Below are 15,573 nucleotides of genomic sequence, written 5' to 3'. Positions count from 1 at the left end.
ATAGGATATGAAGCGAAAAACTTTCAGCGTCATAGTCCCTCTCGATTAGGCCATCTCCATGGGGGCGACTACCTTGTCAAGTGAGACAGTGATTCCGCACCACATGGCATCGTCGGTACCAGGCTCACAGGAAGTCGACATGGCCTGGATGGTGCGGAATACGCAAGGAAGGGTTGAGCGACATCACCGACAAGGAGTGCTTAGAATATGGCGAACAATCCCCATACGGAACCCAACAGCGGCGAGGCCAACGACACGGAGTTCAAGACCACCGAGCAGAGCAAGTCGGAAAACCTGGAAGGCTACCGTAGCGATGCCACGGGACACGACCTGCGTACCAATCATGGCACGCGGATCGCCGACAACCATAATTCGCTGAAGGCGGGCGAACGGGGCCCCACGCTGCTGGAAGATTTCGTCTTCCGCGAAAAACTCAATCACTTCGATAACGAGCGCATACCCGAGCGTATCGTGCATGCTCGTGGTGCGGCGGCCCACGGCTACTTCCAGCCCTACGACGATGCCGCCCAGTATTCCAAGGCCGGGCTGTTCCAGGACTCGGGCAAGAAGACCCCGGTCTTCGTACGCTTTTCCACCGTACAGGGCGCGCGCGGTTCCAACGACACCGTTCGTGACGTACGCGGCTTCGCCACCAAGTTCTATACCGACGAGGGGGTCTGGGATCTGGTCGGCAACGACATGCCGGTCTTCTTCATCCAGGATGCGATCAAGTTTCCCGACTTCGTGCACGCTGTGAAGCCCGAGCCGCACAACGAGATACCCCAGGGCCAGTCAGCCCATGACACCTTCTGGGACTTCGTTTCACTGATGCCGGAGTCCACCCACATGGTGCTTTGGACCATGTCGGATCGGGGCTTCCCGCGGCATTACCGCAACATGGAGGGTTTCGGTGTACACACCTTTCGCATGATCGACAAGCAGGGCAAGTCGCGCTTCGTCAAGTTCCACTGGAAGCCGCTGGCCGGGACCTGCTCGCTGATCTGGGATGAGGCGCAGAAGCTGTGGGGGCGCGATCCCGACTTCAATCGCCGCATGATGTGGGAGGACATCGAGAATGGCGATTACCTCGAGTACGAGCTGGGTATCCAGGTGGTGGAGGAGGAGGACGAGCACAAGTTCGACTTCGATATCCTCGATCCCACCAAGATCATTCCCGAAGAGCAGGTGCCGGTCACGCTGATCGGCAAGATGGTGCTCAACCGCAACCCGGACAACTTCTTTGCCGAGACCGAACAGGTGGCGTTCAACCCCGCCCACGTGGTGCCTGGCATCGACTTCAGCAACGATCCGCTGCTGCAGGGGCGGTTGTTCTCCTACCTCGATACCCAGATGCTGCGTCTCGGTGGGCCGAATTTCCACGAGATTCCCATCAACCAGCCGGTGTGCCCTTTCCACAACAACCAGCGCGACTCGATGCATCGCCAGACGATCAACAAGGGGCAGGCGTCCTACGAGCCGAACTCGATCGATGGTGGCTGGCCGACCGAAACCCCGCCGGCGCCCGAGAATGGTGGGTTCGAGAGCTATCACGAGCGAATCGACGCCAACAAGATCCGCGCCCGCAGCGAGTCGTTCGGCGATCACTATTCCCAGGCCACGCTGTTCTGGAACAGCCAGACCGACGTGGAAAAGGAGCACATCATCGCCGCCTACGCCTTCGAGCTGTCCAAGGTCCAGCGCCCCTGGATTCGCGAGCGGGTGATCCAGGAGATCCTGCCCAACATCGATCTGGAGCTGGCGCGCCGGGTGGGCGAGATGCACGGTGTCGAGACACCGTCCACCAAGCCCGCTCCGCCTGAACAGTTGGGCAGCAGCTCACTCAAGGAGTCGCCTGCGCTGAGCCTGATGGCACGCCTGCCGGACAATATCAAGTACCGCAAGGTCGCCATCCTGGTGGCGGATGGCGTCGATGCCGACCAGGTTGAAGCGGCCAAGGCCAGGCTTGAGGCGGAAGGCGCCGAAGGACTGGTCATCGCACCCAGCATGGCACCGGTCAAGGCCACGAACGGACAGATGGTGGTGCCCGACGCCATGCTCAACGGCATGCCGTCGGTGGCCGTGGATGCGGTGATCGTCGCCGGCGGCGACGACAGTGCCACGGCGCTCTCCCGGTCCGGCCTGGGGCTATACTACGTACAGGAGGCTTATAAGCACCTCAAGGCCATCGCCGCTATCGCCGAGGGAAAGGGCCTGCTGATTGCCGCCAATGTCCCCACGGCAGAGGACGGCATCGTGGTGGGCAGCTCGGTGGATGATATCTTCACGCCCTTCCGTGACGCCATGGGGCAACATCGGGTCTGGTCGCGTGATGCCAAGGCCAACGACATGCCCGCTTGATCGCCGGGAAAGCCAGTCAGCGAGAAGCGCCCCACGGGCTTTCCTGGCCCATGGGGCGCCTCTCGTTCAAGCTGGCCACCTCAATGCTGGGTGGGGTTCGGCATGGCGGGGAATCGTGGCGGATAGGCTTCCATGTAGGCGTGGCTGACCCGCAGTACCCGTGCGTCATCGTACTTGCCGCCAGCGAGCTGAAACCCGACCGGCAGGCCGGCATCGGTGAAACCGCAAGGCACCGATGCGGCAGGCTGTTGACTGAGATTGAAAGGGTAGGAGAAGGGTGCCCACTCCTCCCAATCGCGCATATTGCTTCCTGGCGGTACGTCATGATTGGCCTCGAAGGGTTCGATCGGCACCGTTGGTGTCATCAGCAGGTGGTATTTCTGATTGAAATGTTCGAGCCGCTCGGTCAGTCGTGCACGTTCCTTCAGGGCGCGGAAAAGATCGAGTGCGGTGAATTCCTGGGCCCGGCGCGCCGTTGCCACCATGCCGGGATCGAGTCGCTGGCGCTCGCTGTCGCTGCACCGGTCCCATACCTCCAGGGAGGCGGTGAACCATAGCGTCTGGAAGGTCTTGATGGGCGATTCGAAACCAGGATGTATTTCCACGATTTCCGCGCCCAGCGCTGCCAGGCGCTCCGCGGCCTGGCGAACTCGCCTTGCGATCTGCTTGTCCACGGTGGCATAGCCCAGGTCCTCGGAGTAGGCGATACGCAGGCCACGCAGGCCCAGGTCCATCTCCTCCCCCCAGTCCTTCGGCATGCCATGGGTCATGTAGGGATCGCGATAGTCGTAGCGACCGATCACGTTGAGCATGCGCACCGCATCGCGGACATTGCGTGTCATGGGGCCAATATGGGAGAGGGTGGGTTCCGTCGACGGGGGCCACTGGGGTACCCAGCCGAAGGAGGGCTTGAAGCCGAAGGTGCCGGTAAAGGCGGCCGGAATACGAATGGAGCCACCTGAGTCGCCTCCCTGATGCAGCACCCCCATGTTGAGGGCGGCGGCGACAGCGGCGCCGCCGGAGGAGCCTCCCGGTGTCAGGCGCGTGTCCCAGGGGTTGTAGGTCGTCCCGAATACCCTGTTGTCGGTCAAGGCTTTCCAGCCATATTCCGGGGTATTGGTCTTGCCCAGCAGCACGGCGCCGGCCTCTCGCAGCATCTGCGCCAGGGGGGCGTCCCGTTCGATGTTCGTGTCCGACTCGAGCCGCGAGCCCTTGCGCGCGGGCATGCCCCCCACTTCGGTCAGGTCCTTCAAGGAGACCGGCACGCCGTCGATGTCGCTCAGTGGTTTGCCTTGACCCCAGCGTCGGGCCGAGGCTAGAGCGGCCTTCTCCGCCCCTTCATGGTCGACATGGGTGAAGGCGTTGACCGTGTCATTGAACCGGTCGATGCGCTCCAATGCGGCACGGCTGGCCTCCAGTGGAGATGCCTGCCTGGAGCGAAAGTGTTCAACGAGCTGCCCGGCATCCATCGTTCCCAGATCAGTATCGCTCACGTCACTCTCCTTGTGTGGCTGAAGCGGGGTGGCCGGCCCGGCTGTTTCCAGCCAGGCGGTCGTCGTCTCGGTATCCGTTTGATGCGGTCAGGCTCAGGCGGTGGCGCCAGCCTTGTGGCCGACCAGTTCCTTGAGACACTCCTCGATGATGCCGAAGCCCTCCTCGAGTACGCTATCTTCGATGGTGACGGGCATCAGGAAGCGGATGGTATTGCCGTACATGCCGCAGGAGAGCAGAACCAGCCCCTTCTCGCGAGCCTTCTTGCACAGCGCGCCGGCCAGCTCCGCATCCGGGGTATGGTTGGCCTTGTCCGACACCACATCGAAGGCCGCCATGGCACCCATGTTGCGACTGTTGTCGATGCAGTCGAACTGTTGTTGCCAGCTGGAGAAGCGCTTGGCGAGCTTGTCGCCCAGCGCCTGGCTCTTCTCGAGTATGCCTTCCTGCTCGAACACCTCGAGTACCGCCAAGGTCGCCGCACAGGAGACGGGGCTGCCGGTGTAGGTGCCGCCCAGCGAATTGCCGCCGGAAGCGTCCATGTGCTTGTCGGTGCCGACCACGGCGGAGATCGGCATGCCGTCCGCCATGCTCTTGGCCATGGTCATGATGTCCGGCTCCACGCCGCTATGCTCGATCGCGAACATCTTTCCGGTTCGTCCGAAGCCGCTCTGCACCTCGTCGACGATCATCAGCATGCCGTGTTCGTCGCAGATCTCGCGAATCGCCTTCAGGAAAGTTGCCGGGGCCGGGTAGAAGCCGCCCTCGCCAAGCACCGGCTCGAGAATGATCGCGGCGGTATCCTTGGGGTTGGCATCCGTTCTCAGCGCCATCTTCAGGCCACGAAGGGCCTCGTCTTCGCTGACGCCGTGGTAGGGGACCGGATAGGGCGCGCGGAAGACCGTCCCCGGCATGGGGCCGAAGTCGGCCTGGTAAGGATTGACCTTGCCGTTCATCGCCATGGTCATGAAGGTGCGGCCATGGTAGCCGCCATCGAAGCAGATCACGTTGGTCTTGCCGGTGGCGGCACGAGCCACCTTTACCGCATTTTCCAGGGCCTCGGCACCGGAGTTGGCCAGCATGACCTTGGCGTGACCGCGAACCGGGGCGATCTGGCTCAGTTTCTCCGCCACCTTCACGTAGCCTTCATAGGGCATGACCGTCTGGCAGGTATGCATGACCTTGTCGAGCTGTGCCTTGACCGCTTCCACCACCTTGGGGTGGCAATGTCCGATGTTGAGTACGCCGATGCCACCGGCGAAATCGATGAAGCGCTTGCCGTCGGCATCCCAGATTTCCGCGTTCCTGGCGTGATCGGCAAAATGAGTGGCGGGGCTTGCCGCGCCTTTGGCCACATAGCGCTGCTTGAGTTCATTGAGCTGTGCGTTGTTCATCAAACCTACCTCCATGGAAGACATGCGGGCGATCAAAGGCCGCCGACACAGACATATTTTAGTTCAGTGAATTCATCCAGGCCGTGGTGCGATCCTTCTCGGCCCAGCCCCGACTCCTTGACGCCGCCGAAGGGAGCCAGCTCGGTGGAAAGGATCCCCTCGTTCACCGCCACCATGCCATATTCCAGCCCCTCCATGACACGCCAGATACGCCGATAATCCCGGGCGTAGAAATAGGCGGCCAGGCCGAATTCGGTGGCGTTGGCCATCTCGATCGCCTGTTCATCGCTGTCGAAGCGGAACACCGGCGCCAGCGGACCAAACGTCTCCTCCGTGGCCACACGCATCCGTGATGTCACACCGGCAATCACCGTGGGCTCGAAGAAGGTACCTCCCAGGGCGTGGGGCTTGCCGCCACACACCAGGCGCCCTCCATGAGCCAGGGCATCGTCGATATGGGCCTGGACCTTATCCACCGCGGCCCGGTTGATCAGGGGCCCTTGCACCACGCCATCCTCAAGACCATTGCCGACCTTCATCTGCGTTACCCGGGAGGCCAGCTTGTCGAGGAATGCGTCGTAGACCCCGGCTTGCACCAGCAGGCGGTTGGTGCAGACACAGGTCTGGCCGGAGTTGCGGTACTTGGAGGCAATGGCGCCTTCCACGGCGGCGTCCAGGTCGGCATCGTCGAAGACGATGAAGGGAGCGTTGCCGCCGAGTTCCATGGAGGCTTTCTTGACAGTGCCGGCACACTGCGCCAGTAGCCGCTTGCCGACTGGGGTGGAACCGGTGAAGGAAACCTTGCGTACGCGGGGGTCGGTCGTCAGCACCTGGCCGATCTCGGCGGGGCGGCTGGCGGTTACCACGTTCAATACCCCGGCCGGGAAGCCGGCATCCTCGGCCAGCCAGGCGAGAGCGAGAGCGGTGAGCGGAGTGGCCTCGGCCGGTTTGATGACCACCGGGCAGCCGGCAGCCAGCGCCGGGGCGCACTTGCGGGTGATCATCGCCAGCGGGAAATTCCATGGCGTGATGGCCGCCACCACGCCAATGGGCTCCCGGAAGACCAGGATGCGCTTGTCGGCGCCGTGGCTGGGCAGGGTCTCGCCGGCCATGCGCTTGGCTTCCTCGGCGTAGTACTCCACGAAGGAAGCGCCATAAGCGACTTCACCACGGGACTCGCCCAGTGGCTTGCCCTGCTCCAGCGTCATCAACCGGGCAAGGGCCTCCTGATTCGCCATGATCGACTCGAACCATCGCCGCAGCAAGGACGCTCGCTGCTTGGCGGTCTGCCTGCGCCAGGTTGGCCAGGCGGTATCGGCAGCGGCCACGGCGTCGCGGGCGTCATCGGCATCGAGGTCGGGCACTTCGGCGAGTACCTCGCCAGTGGCGGGGTTGGTCACGGCAAAGCGACGTTCAGCGCCGCGCCACTGGCCGGCAATGAAGGCTTTGTCGATGATGGATTCGGGGAGGAGAGGCATAGGGGCTCCAGGGTGTTGATTATCTTGTCAGCTGAGTGTGCATTATTTAAAACGATGCGCCAAGCATTCAGAAAAATCGGATGTTCCGTAGCGCTTTTTTCGGTCCTGCTACCATCGGCGTGCGCTGCGCTTTCCGCTACACTAGGCGCCGATTTCAATTGGTATGGCTGGTCTGTACCATTTCCGTCGTGGCTGAACATCGAGGTGAGCCTTGGTCGATCCCCTGAACGCCTGGTGGGCGCAACAGCTGGTGCTCTGTGATTGGGCCTTCGAACCTGAACCCATCGCGGTTGAGGCCGATGCGGCAGTTTCCAGGCTGGCGGCCCTGGGGATCGCCGAGCGTGGCGAACTCGGCTGGCGGCTGATCGAGGCATTCGGTATCAAGACTCCCGAGCCGGCAGCGTTGCTGTCAGCGCTCGAGCTCGTGGCGCTGGCGGGCGCCGCCGGCTGGCTGCCCGAGCCAAGGGTCCGTGACTGGGTTCTGCGGCTGGCCGATGAGATCACCCGCGACTACGCCAACCTTGATGCCTGGCTGGAAGCCTTGCGGCAGGCACGTGGTGTCGAAGGCTGGGTGCGCGGTGACGATGGGTTCTGGGAGGCCTGCGAGGCGCTCTCGATACTTGAGCATGACGGAGAGGGCATTGCCTGGGACTTCATTGCCGAATGGGTCGCCCGGCAGCGCAAGGATCTGACACTGTGGCCCAATGAGCCGGGCGAGCGAGCCTGGCGGCTGCGGGCCGCCTTCGCCCCGGTGCTGGCTGTGCCTGCCGTGCCTGGTGACTGGCTCGATGCCGGGCGCTGGTTGCACGAGTTCTGGCAGATCGGGAGCCGTGAGGAGTTGATCCAGAGCCTGCTGTGGCTGGCGGGGCAGGGGGATCGCCAAGGCTGGGATCTCGATGCCTTCCGCTTGTTGTCTGAGGACTCAGCGGCTCATCGGGAGTGGCAAGAGGGGCTGGCCGGCACCGAGCGGGGTTATGGCCAGGTCATGTTGGCCTTTCTCGAGAAGGGGGAGCCTCTGGAGTGGGCAGCATGGGACTGGCTGAGGTTGATCGACCTGGCCTGGGCGGGCGCCTGTGTGGGCTGGCTCGACGACGTGGAAGCGCGGGACTTTGCCACTCATGGGGCCGATCTGATCCAGCGACGTTACAGCGACTGGTCAGCGCTGGTTCGCGCTTATCAGCGGGGTCGCAGCCTGTTCGAGGGTCGTGATCGGCTCGACGAGGTGAAAGCCGACTGGCAGCTGCTCCTGCAGTCGTCGGTGAGCCCCTGGAAAGGGGCGCTTCAGGAGTTGCTGGGTCATGAAGAGCGCGATGCCTCTCGTCAGGCAATCGCCGCCTGGCGCCGCCCGGCCCGGCACTGGGTGTTGGCACTGGCCTCGGTGCGAGAGCCGGAACTCGGTACCCGCCAGGGGCCGATGACGGCAGTGTCCGCCGAGCGGCGTCACGATGCCCTGCGCTATCTGGATGAGACCCTGGGCCTGCATCCCGACGAGGGGGCGGGAGCCCTTGCCCGTTACTGGTTGCCGGCACAGGCCCATCATCTCAACCAGTTGGCGGCCGATGCGGCACATGATGCATTGCCTCGGGCCGAGACTCCCTTCGGGCGCCCGGAAACGGCCGACTTGGCCAGTCTGAAGGCGCTGCGGCAGGGCAGCCGCTATGCCGCCACCATCCATATGGCCGAGAAGTACGCGTTCTACCTGCAGATGGCCATGGATAGCGAAGGATTCGAGGCGGCTGAACTCGATGATCTCGCTGAAGCGCTGCGCGGTGCCCTGTGCCGTTTCTATCCCGATGCGAGGCGGCTGCTCGATGCCTGGGCGCACTGGGAGGCGTTGTTGCCCGAGGGAGAGCAGCCGCCGCTGGTTGCCGAGATCCGCTGGCATCTCGAGGATCCGGGCAGCCCATTCCATTGGCTGGACTGGCATGCCGTCCAATGGAACGAGCCCGGGCCGCGCCCCACGCTGTCGCGATTCACCGCCATGGCATTGGTCGGGCCGCTCAATAGCGCGGCCTGGAGCGAACCCCATGTGGAGAGTGAACGAGAGGCCGCCTCGATCCGGGAGTGGGTTGACGGACACTACAGCCTGCACGGCCGGGCGGAGCTGACCGAATTTCTCGACTTCCTGCTCGAGGCGGGGGACCGCCAGGAATACCAGATCAACTACGCGCCCTATACCCTGAATGCGCAGCGGCTGGCTTCCGAGATTGCCATGCTGGAGTCGGGTGACTGCAGCGAAGAGGATCGCAACCACCTGCTCAGGCTCCAGCGGGTTCGCGACAACGAGGATGGCTGCAACGAACTGGACTTGACCGCCTGGGACCTGGCTCAGGTCGTTGACCTGGCCATTGCAGGGCGACAGCTGGGGTGGCTTGATGCGGGCGCCTTCAGTGCCATCCTGGAACGGGCCCATTCCTTGGCCGCAGCGCACTATGGCGGTTGGGAAGCGTATGCGCAGGGCCTGTATGCCGGCTTTTCGTTCTTCATGGGGGATACACCCGAGCGGGACGGTTTCCTGGCCGGTTTCCGCCAGGCGCTGGTGGCCTGGCTGTCGGGCGCACCGCCCCTGGCGGGTCCATGGGCGAGCCTCGACTTTCCAGGTGCTCGCCCACGGCACTGGGCGCCCATGCACATCGATACCCTGCCGGGAGACACCCGGACCCTGCATTAGATTTCGCCTTGGACTCGCCAGCCAGGAAAATGTGGATTATAGTCAATCGGTTTTAACCCACTGCCCCTCCTTTCCATGGGGCGTTCACCAGACAAGAGAGCCGCCGATAGGCCGTTTTGGCAGTGGTACGGGCAATTTTCCGCCAGGCATCACTACCACAACGATAGCCCTTGGGGTCCACCAGGCACGAGCCGTTGCTCGGCTTGAGGATGGGCGCGGCTCAGGGAACGAGGACGTCGTCAGGATGGTTGCCACGAAATCGAGTCGTATCGTGTTGCTCGGTATGTCGATGGCCTTGCTGGCCGGGTGTGCCGGCCCATCGCAAACGCCGATGACCGCGCCGGAAGACTATTTCGCCCGGCAGCTCCCGGGTCTGCCGACCTCCTGGAACCCTATGATGTCCCCGGTGGACAACCCCATCCTCAAGGCGAGCAGCCTGCATAACCCTCCCCCCGAACGGGTTCGCCAGGCCCTGCTTGCCCAGCATGAACGCTGGGTCGGCACCCCTTATCGGCTTGGCGGCACTTCCGATCGTGGCATCGACTGTTCCGCCCTGGTGCAGAACGTGTTCAGCGACACCTTCCGTCTCGAGCTGCCACGCTCGACCAGCGAGCAGGTGCGGCAGGGGACCCCCATCGCCCGTGACGAACTACAGGTAGGCGACCTCGTGTTCTTCCGCCCCCCGGGCGCCTATGATCATGTGGGCATCTATGTGGGGGAGGGCTATTTCCTGCACGCCTCGACCTCACGGGGTGTGCGACTCTCCAAGCTGAACAACGCCTATTGGCAGCGGCATTACTGGCAGGCTCGCCGAACCCTGGCGCCGGCGACCTTGGCCCAGCGGGTGAACAGCGTCGGTGAAGGCTAGCGTCGGCGCCAATACGAGAAGCCAAGGCCCGGACCCCGTACGCCGGGGCTAAAGTGGGTGGGCGCTGACGAACTCCACGAATGCGGTCTCGGCGCGTGAGAGGTAGGCCCCTTTCCCCCAGGCCAGCGACAGATCGAGCCATGCCGGCGAGTCGAAGGAGACCGCTACCAGGTCAGGCCCGTCGATGACCCGACGCAGGAATGTGGTAATGCCGAAACCCTTGTGCACTATCGCCTTGGTCAGCGGGATCAGGTTCGACTGAAAGGCGACATTGGCCGACAAGCCGTTCTGCCGCGCCAGGGTGTCGACGAACTCGCGGTGAAAATAGCCTTCCTGAAACAGTACCAGCGGTTCGCCGAAGAATTCCTCCGGCGTCACCCCATTGCGACCGGCAAAGGGGTGATCACGCGGCACGCACACGACCATCTCCTCGCGTAACAGGTGGCGTCGTTCCATCTGGCGGCTCTCGTTATCCTCTATCACCACCCCCAGGTCCAGTTCGCCGTCGGTGATCATTCGCTGGAGTTGCCTGGCGCCGGCTTCCACCACGGTCAACTGAATGCCAGGGTGGCGTTCCTTGAACCCCATCAGTAGTGGCGGAAAATAGTAAGAGCCAAGCATCGAGGGAATACCGATGCGGACTTCCCCCTTTACCAACCCATGCAGCTCACGCATGGCGAGGTGAGCGGCATCGGCCCGCTCCAGCAACTCGTGGGCATGAACGTACAGGCTCTGGCCTTCCGCTGTCAGGCTGATGCGTCGTTCATGGCGGTGGAACAGGGTCAGCTCCAGCCGCCGCTCCAGGTTGGCAATGGTCTGGCTGATGGCTGACTGGGCAACGTGCAGCTCGTGTGCCGCGGCGCTGAAACCGCCCCGATTGGCCACCGTCAGGAAGACTCGCAGGGCACGCAGGTCGAAGGGAAGGGCCATCTGTTCACCCGTGGGTCGCGGCTTTCATAAGAAAAAAAGATCGTTATCATCTTTTTATTCTGTTTGTCTTATCATTTTGCACAGGTGATCATGCGCTGCAATGTCTTTCCCATGCAGGAAGCCGAATGATTACCGTACGTTCCCCCGCCTGGTGGCGCGCCACCCTGGCGTTGTGTCTGGGCTCTTTCCTGGTTTTCATCAATCTCTATGCGCCACAGCCGCTGCTACCCGAGCTACGTAACGTGTATGGCGTCTCGACGCTGGGTATCAGCCTCATCATGTCGGTCTCGACCCTGGCATTGGCGGGGGCCCTGCTGGTTTTCGGGCCGCTGTCGGACGCCATCGGGCGCGCGGCCATCATGCGAGTGACGCTGCTGCTGACCGCGCTGTGTTCAGTGGCGCTGGCCTTTGCGCCAACCTTCGAAAGCCTGTTGGCCCTGCGTGCGCTGCAGGGGTTCCTGCTCGGCGGCTTGCCTGCCGTGGCCATCGCCTGGATGGGCGATGAATTCGATCGTCCGGCCCTGCTGTCGGCGGTAGGGCTCTATATCGGTGCCAACTCGCTGGGGGGCATCAGCGGGCGTCTCATTGGTGGCGGTGCCGGCGAACTGGGCGGTGCCATGGCGGGATTCCTGGCCGTCGGGTTGCTGACCCTGGCCGGCGTTGCCCTGTTCTGGAAGCTGTTGCCGCCAGCGAGGGCATTTACGTCACGTCCCTTCGAGCTGCGCGGTGCCCTGGTCGATCTCGCCGGACACTTGCGTCATCCGCTGCTGCTGGCCGCCTACCTGCTCGGTGGCATCAACTTCCTGATATTCATCAACCAATACAGTTACATCACCTTCCGTCTTTCCGACGAACCGTTCGGCCTGGGAGCCAGGCTGCTGGGCATGATTTTCCTGACTTACCTGGGCGGTACCGTGAGCTCCATGCTATCGGGGCGACTGGCTGGACGCCTGGGGCAGCCGGTGTGCATGATTCTGGGTATTCTGATCCTGATGGGCGGAACGCTGGTCACCCTGTCTGGCTCACTGGCCTGGGTCATTGCTGGCCTGACCATTAACGCGTTCGGTTTTTTCCTGGCCCACTCCATGGCCTCTAGTTGGGTCAGCCGACATGCCGAAAAGGCCAGGGGCAGCGCCTCGGCTCTTTATCTCGTGTTTTACTATGTCGGGGCCAGCCTGGGCAGCGCCTGGCTGGAGCCCTTCTGGCAGCTTGGCGGCTGGTCGGGGGTGGTGCTTGGCTCCTGGATGATGCTCGTCGTTACCCTGGCCATCGCCGTCTGGCTATGGCGCCGTGAGTGGTCGGCACAGCGCGTCCAACTGGCCGGAAACTGACAAGGGTCTGGTTCAGGGGAGCCCCAGGCCTCCCGCCTCGTCTCCCCATATTTCCTCCAGACGGCGCTCACGACCACAGGCCGCCTTGTAATACTGGTAGCGCACCGGGTTCCTGAGGTAGTAACCCTGGTGGTAGTCCTCAGCCGGATAGAACGCCTCGAAGGGGCTGAGTTCGGTGGCGATATCACGTCCGAAACGCTCGACGAGCTCGTCACGGGAGGCCTCGGCCAGTTCCCGCTCCTCTTCGCTGCGGAAGAAGATCGCGCTGCGATAGGCGCTGCCCTGGTCGCAGAACTGGCGATCCTCGGCAAAGGGATCGATGTTGCGCCAGAAGACATGCAGCAGTGTCGGATAGTCGACTCGCATCGGCTCATATTCCACCTTGACCACTTCGGCATGGCCGGTAGCGCCGCTTACCACCTGGTTGTAGCTGGGATTCTCGACATGGCCACCGCTGAAGCCGGAGGTGGTCGACACGACTCCCTCGACCTTGTCGAAAGCCTCCTCGACGCACCAGAAGCAGCCTCCACCGAAGATGGCCGTGGCTGTGGCTGCATGGTCATCACCCAGCGCAGGGGCTGCCAGGACCAGCGTGAGCAGTACGCTTGGCGGCTTGGGGAGCCGCAGGGGCATCGTCATGGGGAGGGCGCTCGGCTGTCGGAGGTATCGGGTTGGATGCCATCATGATAGCCAGGTTCCCGACGACGGCCAAACGGGCCGAAACGGCTGGACCGGATGGCGGCGCAGGAGCCTCGTCCGGTCGGTGCAGTATGGCGCAGGGCGACTCGATACAAGAGGAGAGAGGTGTCGGTGACAACGCGACGTGTGGTGCTGATAGCGGTTATCTTGCTGCTGGTGGTGGGGTTCTTCCTCAGCGGGGCGAACGAGTACCTGACACTGGGCAATCTCAAGGCCGAGCAGTCTCGCTTCCAGGCCTGGCTGGCCGACGATCCTGTCACGGTCATTGGCGGATTCTTCGCCATCTACATCGCCATGGCGGCACTCTCGCTGCCAGGGGCCACCCTGATGACGGTGCTGGGCGGTGCCTTGTTTGGCCTTGGCTGGGGGCTGTTGATCATCTCGTTTGCCAGCACCCTGGGTGCCACGCTGGCGGCGCTGATAGCCCGTACCCTGGCCCGCGGTCCGCTGGAGAGGCGCTTTGCATCCCAGCTCGAACGGATCAATGCCGGCATGCGCCGGGAGGGTGCGTTCTACCTGTTTACGCTTCGCCTGATCCCCCTCTTTCCCTTCTTCGTCATCAACCTGGTGATGGGGCTGACGCGTATGCGTCTGGTTACCTTCTACTGGGTCAGCCAACTGGGCATGTTGCCCGGTACCGCGGTGTTCGTGAACGCCGGCAGGGAGCTCGGTAACCTGGAAACGCTCTCCGGTATCCTGTCGCCGGGGCTGATTGGTTCCTTCGTGTTGATCGGCTTCTTTCCGTGGCTGGCACGTGGCCTGGTGGCCATTGCCAAGCGTAAGCGTCTGGCCAGGCGGTACGTCCGGCCCGCCAGCTTCGGTCATGACATCGTGGTGATCGGCGGGGGATCGGCAGGGCTGGTGGCCAGCTATATCGCGGCGGCGGTCAAGGCCCGGGTCGTCCTGGTCGAGCGCGACAAGCTTGGCGGCGATTGTCTGAATACCGGCTGCGTGCCCTCCAAGGCACTGATCCGGGCGGCACGCATCGTCACCGAGATTCGAGGGTCGCAGCGTTATGGCATCGACGCCGGGGAGCCACGGGTCGATTTCCCCACGGTGATGAGGCATGTGCATCGGGCCATCCGCGAGGTGGAGCCCCATGACAGCCGTGATCGCTATGAGGGGCTGGGTGTCGAGGTGGTGGCGGGGGAGGCTCGTCTCGAGGACCCCTGGCGGGTGCGTGTCGTGGGGGAGGATGGTGAGCGCTTGCTGACCACCAGGCATGTGATCATCGCCAGTGGCTCCCGCCCGCGCATGCCCGACTTGCCGGGCCTGGAGCATGTCGAGGTCCTGACCTCGGATACTCTCTGGCAGCTGGCGACCCTGCCGTCGCGACTGGTCGTGCTGGGTGGCGGCTCCATCGGCTGTGAGCTGGGTCAGAGTTTTGCCCGGCTGGGTTCCCAGGTAAGCCTGGTGGAGATGGGTAGCCAGCTCTTGCCTCGAGAGGACGTCGATACGGCGGAGGCGTTGTGCAAGAGGTTCGATGGCGAGGGGTTGACGGTATGGCTCGATACCCGGGCAATACGGGTGGATGCGGACGCCGGAGACGGGGGCGGCCATGTACTGGTGGTCGAACGTCGCAATGCGGTTGGAGAGGCAGTGACCGAGCGAATCGTCTTTGACCGACTTCTGGCGGCAATAGGGCGGCAAGCCAATGTCGCGGGAATGGGCCTCGAGTCGCTGGGGGTGGAAATTTGTCCGGACGGCACTCTGTCCGTGGACGAATCGCTGCAGAGCGTGCTGCCCAATGTCTGGGCCTGTGGCGACGTGGCGGGCCCCTTCCACCTGACCCATGCCGGCGCTCACCAGGCCTGGCATGCCACGGTCAACGCTCTGTTCGGCGAACTCAAGCGCTTCCGGGTCAGCTACAGCGCGCTGCCGGCGGTCACCTACACCGACCCCGAAGTGGCACGGGTGGGGCTCAGCGAGAAGGAGGCGCAAGCGCGTGGGGTGGATGTCGAAGTGACCCGCTATGAACTCTCCGAGCTGGACCGGGCCATCACCGAAGGATTGACGGAAGGTTTCGTCAAGATCCTGACGGTTCCCGGCAAGGATCGCATACTCGGTGCCACGGTAGTGGGGCATGGCGCCGGTGAACTACTGGCCGGGTATACCCTGGCGATGACTCATGGAATCGGGCTTAACAAGCTGCTGGGGACGGTGCACCCTTATCCGACCTGGTCGGAAGCGGTGAAGGCCAGCGCCGGGGTATGGAAGAATGCGCACAAGCCGCAGCGTGTACTGGGGTGGCTGGAGCGATATTTCAGATGGCGGCGGGGCGAGCCGGCGGCGGTACAACCCGACACGCCGAAGAGGGCGGGGCGTGGCAGCCGGGAGAAAAAGGGGAACTGAT

Annotated in this window: 10 protein-coding genes; 5 read left to right on the top strand and 5 right to left on the bottom strand. The window is 63.3% G+C overall.

Translation table 11 applies throughout. The features are described from left to right. The first annotated feature begins 207 nt into the window (after window positions 1-207). Window positions 208-2,358, top strand: coding sequence for a catalase HPII (gene katE, locus C1H69_RS09720; protein WP_102653206.1), 2,151 nt, complete (start codon window positions 208-210; stop codon window positions 2,356-2,358). Between the two features lie 80 nt (window positions 2,359-2,438). Here katE and C1H69_RS09715 read toward each other — a convergent pair whose 3' ends face one another. The 3 genes from C1H69_RS09715 to C1H69_RS09705 form a co-directional block, all read right to left on the bottom strand. Continuing rightward, window positions 2,439-3,851, bottom strand: coding sequence for an amidase (locus tag C1H69_RS09715; RefSeq protein ID WP_102653205.1), 1,413 nt, complete (start codon window positions 3,849-3,851; stop codon window positions 2,439-2,441). Between the two features lie 93 nt (window positions 3,852-3,944). Next, window positions 3,945-5,243, bottom strand: a complete 1,299-nt coding sequence (gene gabT, locus C1H69_RS09710) for a 4-aminobutyrate--2-oxoglutarate transaminase (RefSeq protein ID WP_102653204.1) — start codon at window positions 5,241-5,243, stop codon at window positions 3,945-3,947. Window positions 5,244-5,275: 32 nt separating this feature from the next. Beyond that, the gene (locus C1H69_RS09705) at window positions 5,276-6,721 is read right to left on the bottom strand and encodes an NAD-dependent succinate-semialdehyde dehydrogenase (protein WP_102653203.1); all 1,446 of its coding nucleotides are present in this window, start codon (window positions 6,719-6,721) and stop codon (window positions 5,276-5,278) included. A gap of 211 nt (window positions 6,722-6,932) precedes the next feature. Between C1H69_RS09705 and C1H69_RS09700 the strand changes: the two genes are divergently transcribed. Then, a complete protein-coding gene (locus C1H69_RS09700; protein WP_102653202.1) occupies window positions 6,933-9,392 on the top strand; it encodes a DUF1266 domain-containing protein in 2,460 nt (819 codons plus the stop codon). A 331-nt stretch (window positions 9,393-9,723) separates the two neighbouring features. Then, window positions 9,724-10,260: a C40 family peptidase gene (locus C1H69_RS09695; protein ID WP_102653276.1), complete on the top strand. Its 537-nt coding sequence runs from the start codon at window positions 9,724-9,726 to the stop codon at window positions 10,258-10,260. A gap of 48 nt (window positions 10,261-10,308) precedes the next feature. Here the strand turns inward: C1H69_RS09695 and C1H69_RS09690 are convergent, their stop codons facing one another. Further along, window positions 10,309-11,190 (bottom strand): LysR family transcriptional regulator, encoded by an 882-nt coding sequence (locus tag C1H69_RS09690; RefSeq protein WP_102653201.1) that lies wholly within the window; start codon window positions 11,188-11,190, stop codon window positions 10,309-10,311. Between the two features lie 125 nt (window positions 11,191-11,315). Here C1H69_RS09690 and C1H69_RS09685 point away from each other — a divergent pair, with 125 nt between their 5' ends. Further along, window positions 11,316-12,521, top strand: a complete 1,206-nt coding sequence (locus C1H69_RS09685; RefSeq protein ID WP_102653200.1) for an MFS transporter — start codon at window positions 11,316-11,318, stop codon at window positions 12,519-12,521. Between the two features lie 12 nt (window positions 12,522-12,533). On the opposite strand, the gene msrA is transcribed toward C1H69_RS09685, so the two are convergent. After that, entirely contained in the window at window positions 12,534-13,160 is a 627-nt protein-coding gene (gene msrA / locus C1H69_RS09680; protein WP_102653199.1) for a peptide-methionine (S)-S-oxide reductase MsrA, read from the bottom strand. Window positions 13,161-13,331: 171 nt separating this feature from the next. Between msrA and C1H69_RS09675 the strand changes: the two genes are divergently transcribed. After that, window positions 13,332-15,572 carry an FAD-dependent oxidoreductase gene (locus C1H69_RS09675; RefSeq protein WP_102653275.1) on the top strand — a complete coding sequence of 747 codons (2,241 nt, stop codon included), beginning with the start codon at window positions 13,332-13,334 and terminating at the stop codon, window positions 15,570-15,572. Window position 15,573: the final 1 nt, after the last annotated feature.

Source organism: Billgrantia endophytica (assembly GCF_002879615.1).
Taxonomy (GTDB): domain Bacteria; phylum Pseudomonadota; class Gammaproteobacteria; order Pseudomonadales; family Halomonadaceae; genus Halomonas; species Halomonas endophytica.
The sequence above is the reverse complement of the archived record's forward strand: the minus strand, read 5'-3'. Positions and strand labels throughout refer to the sequence as shown.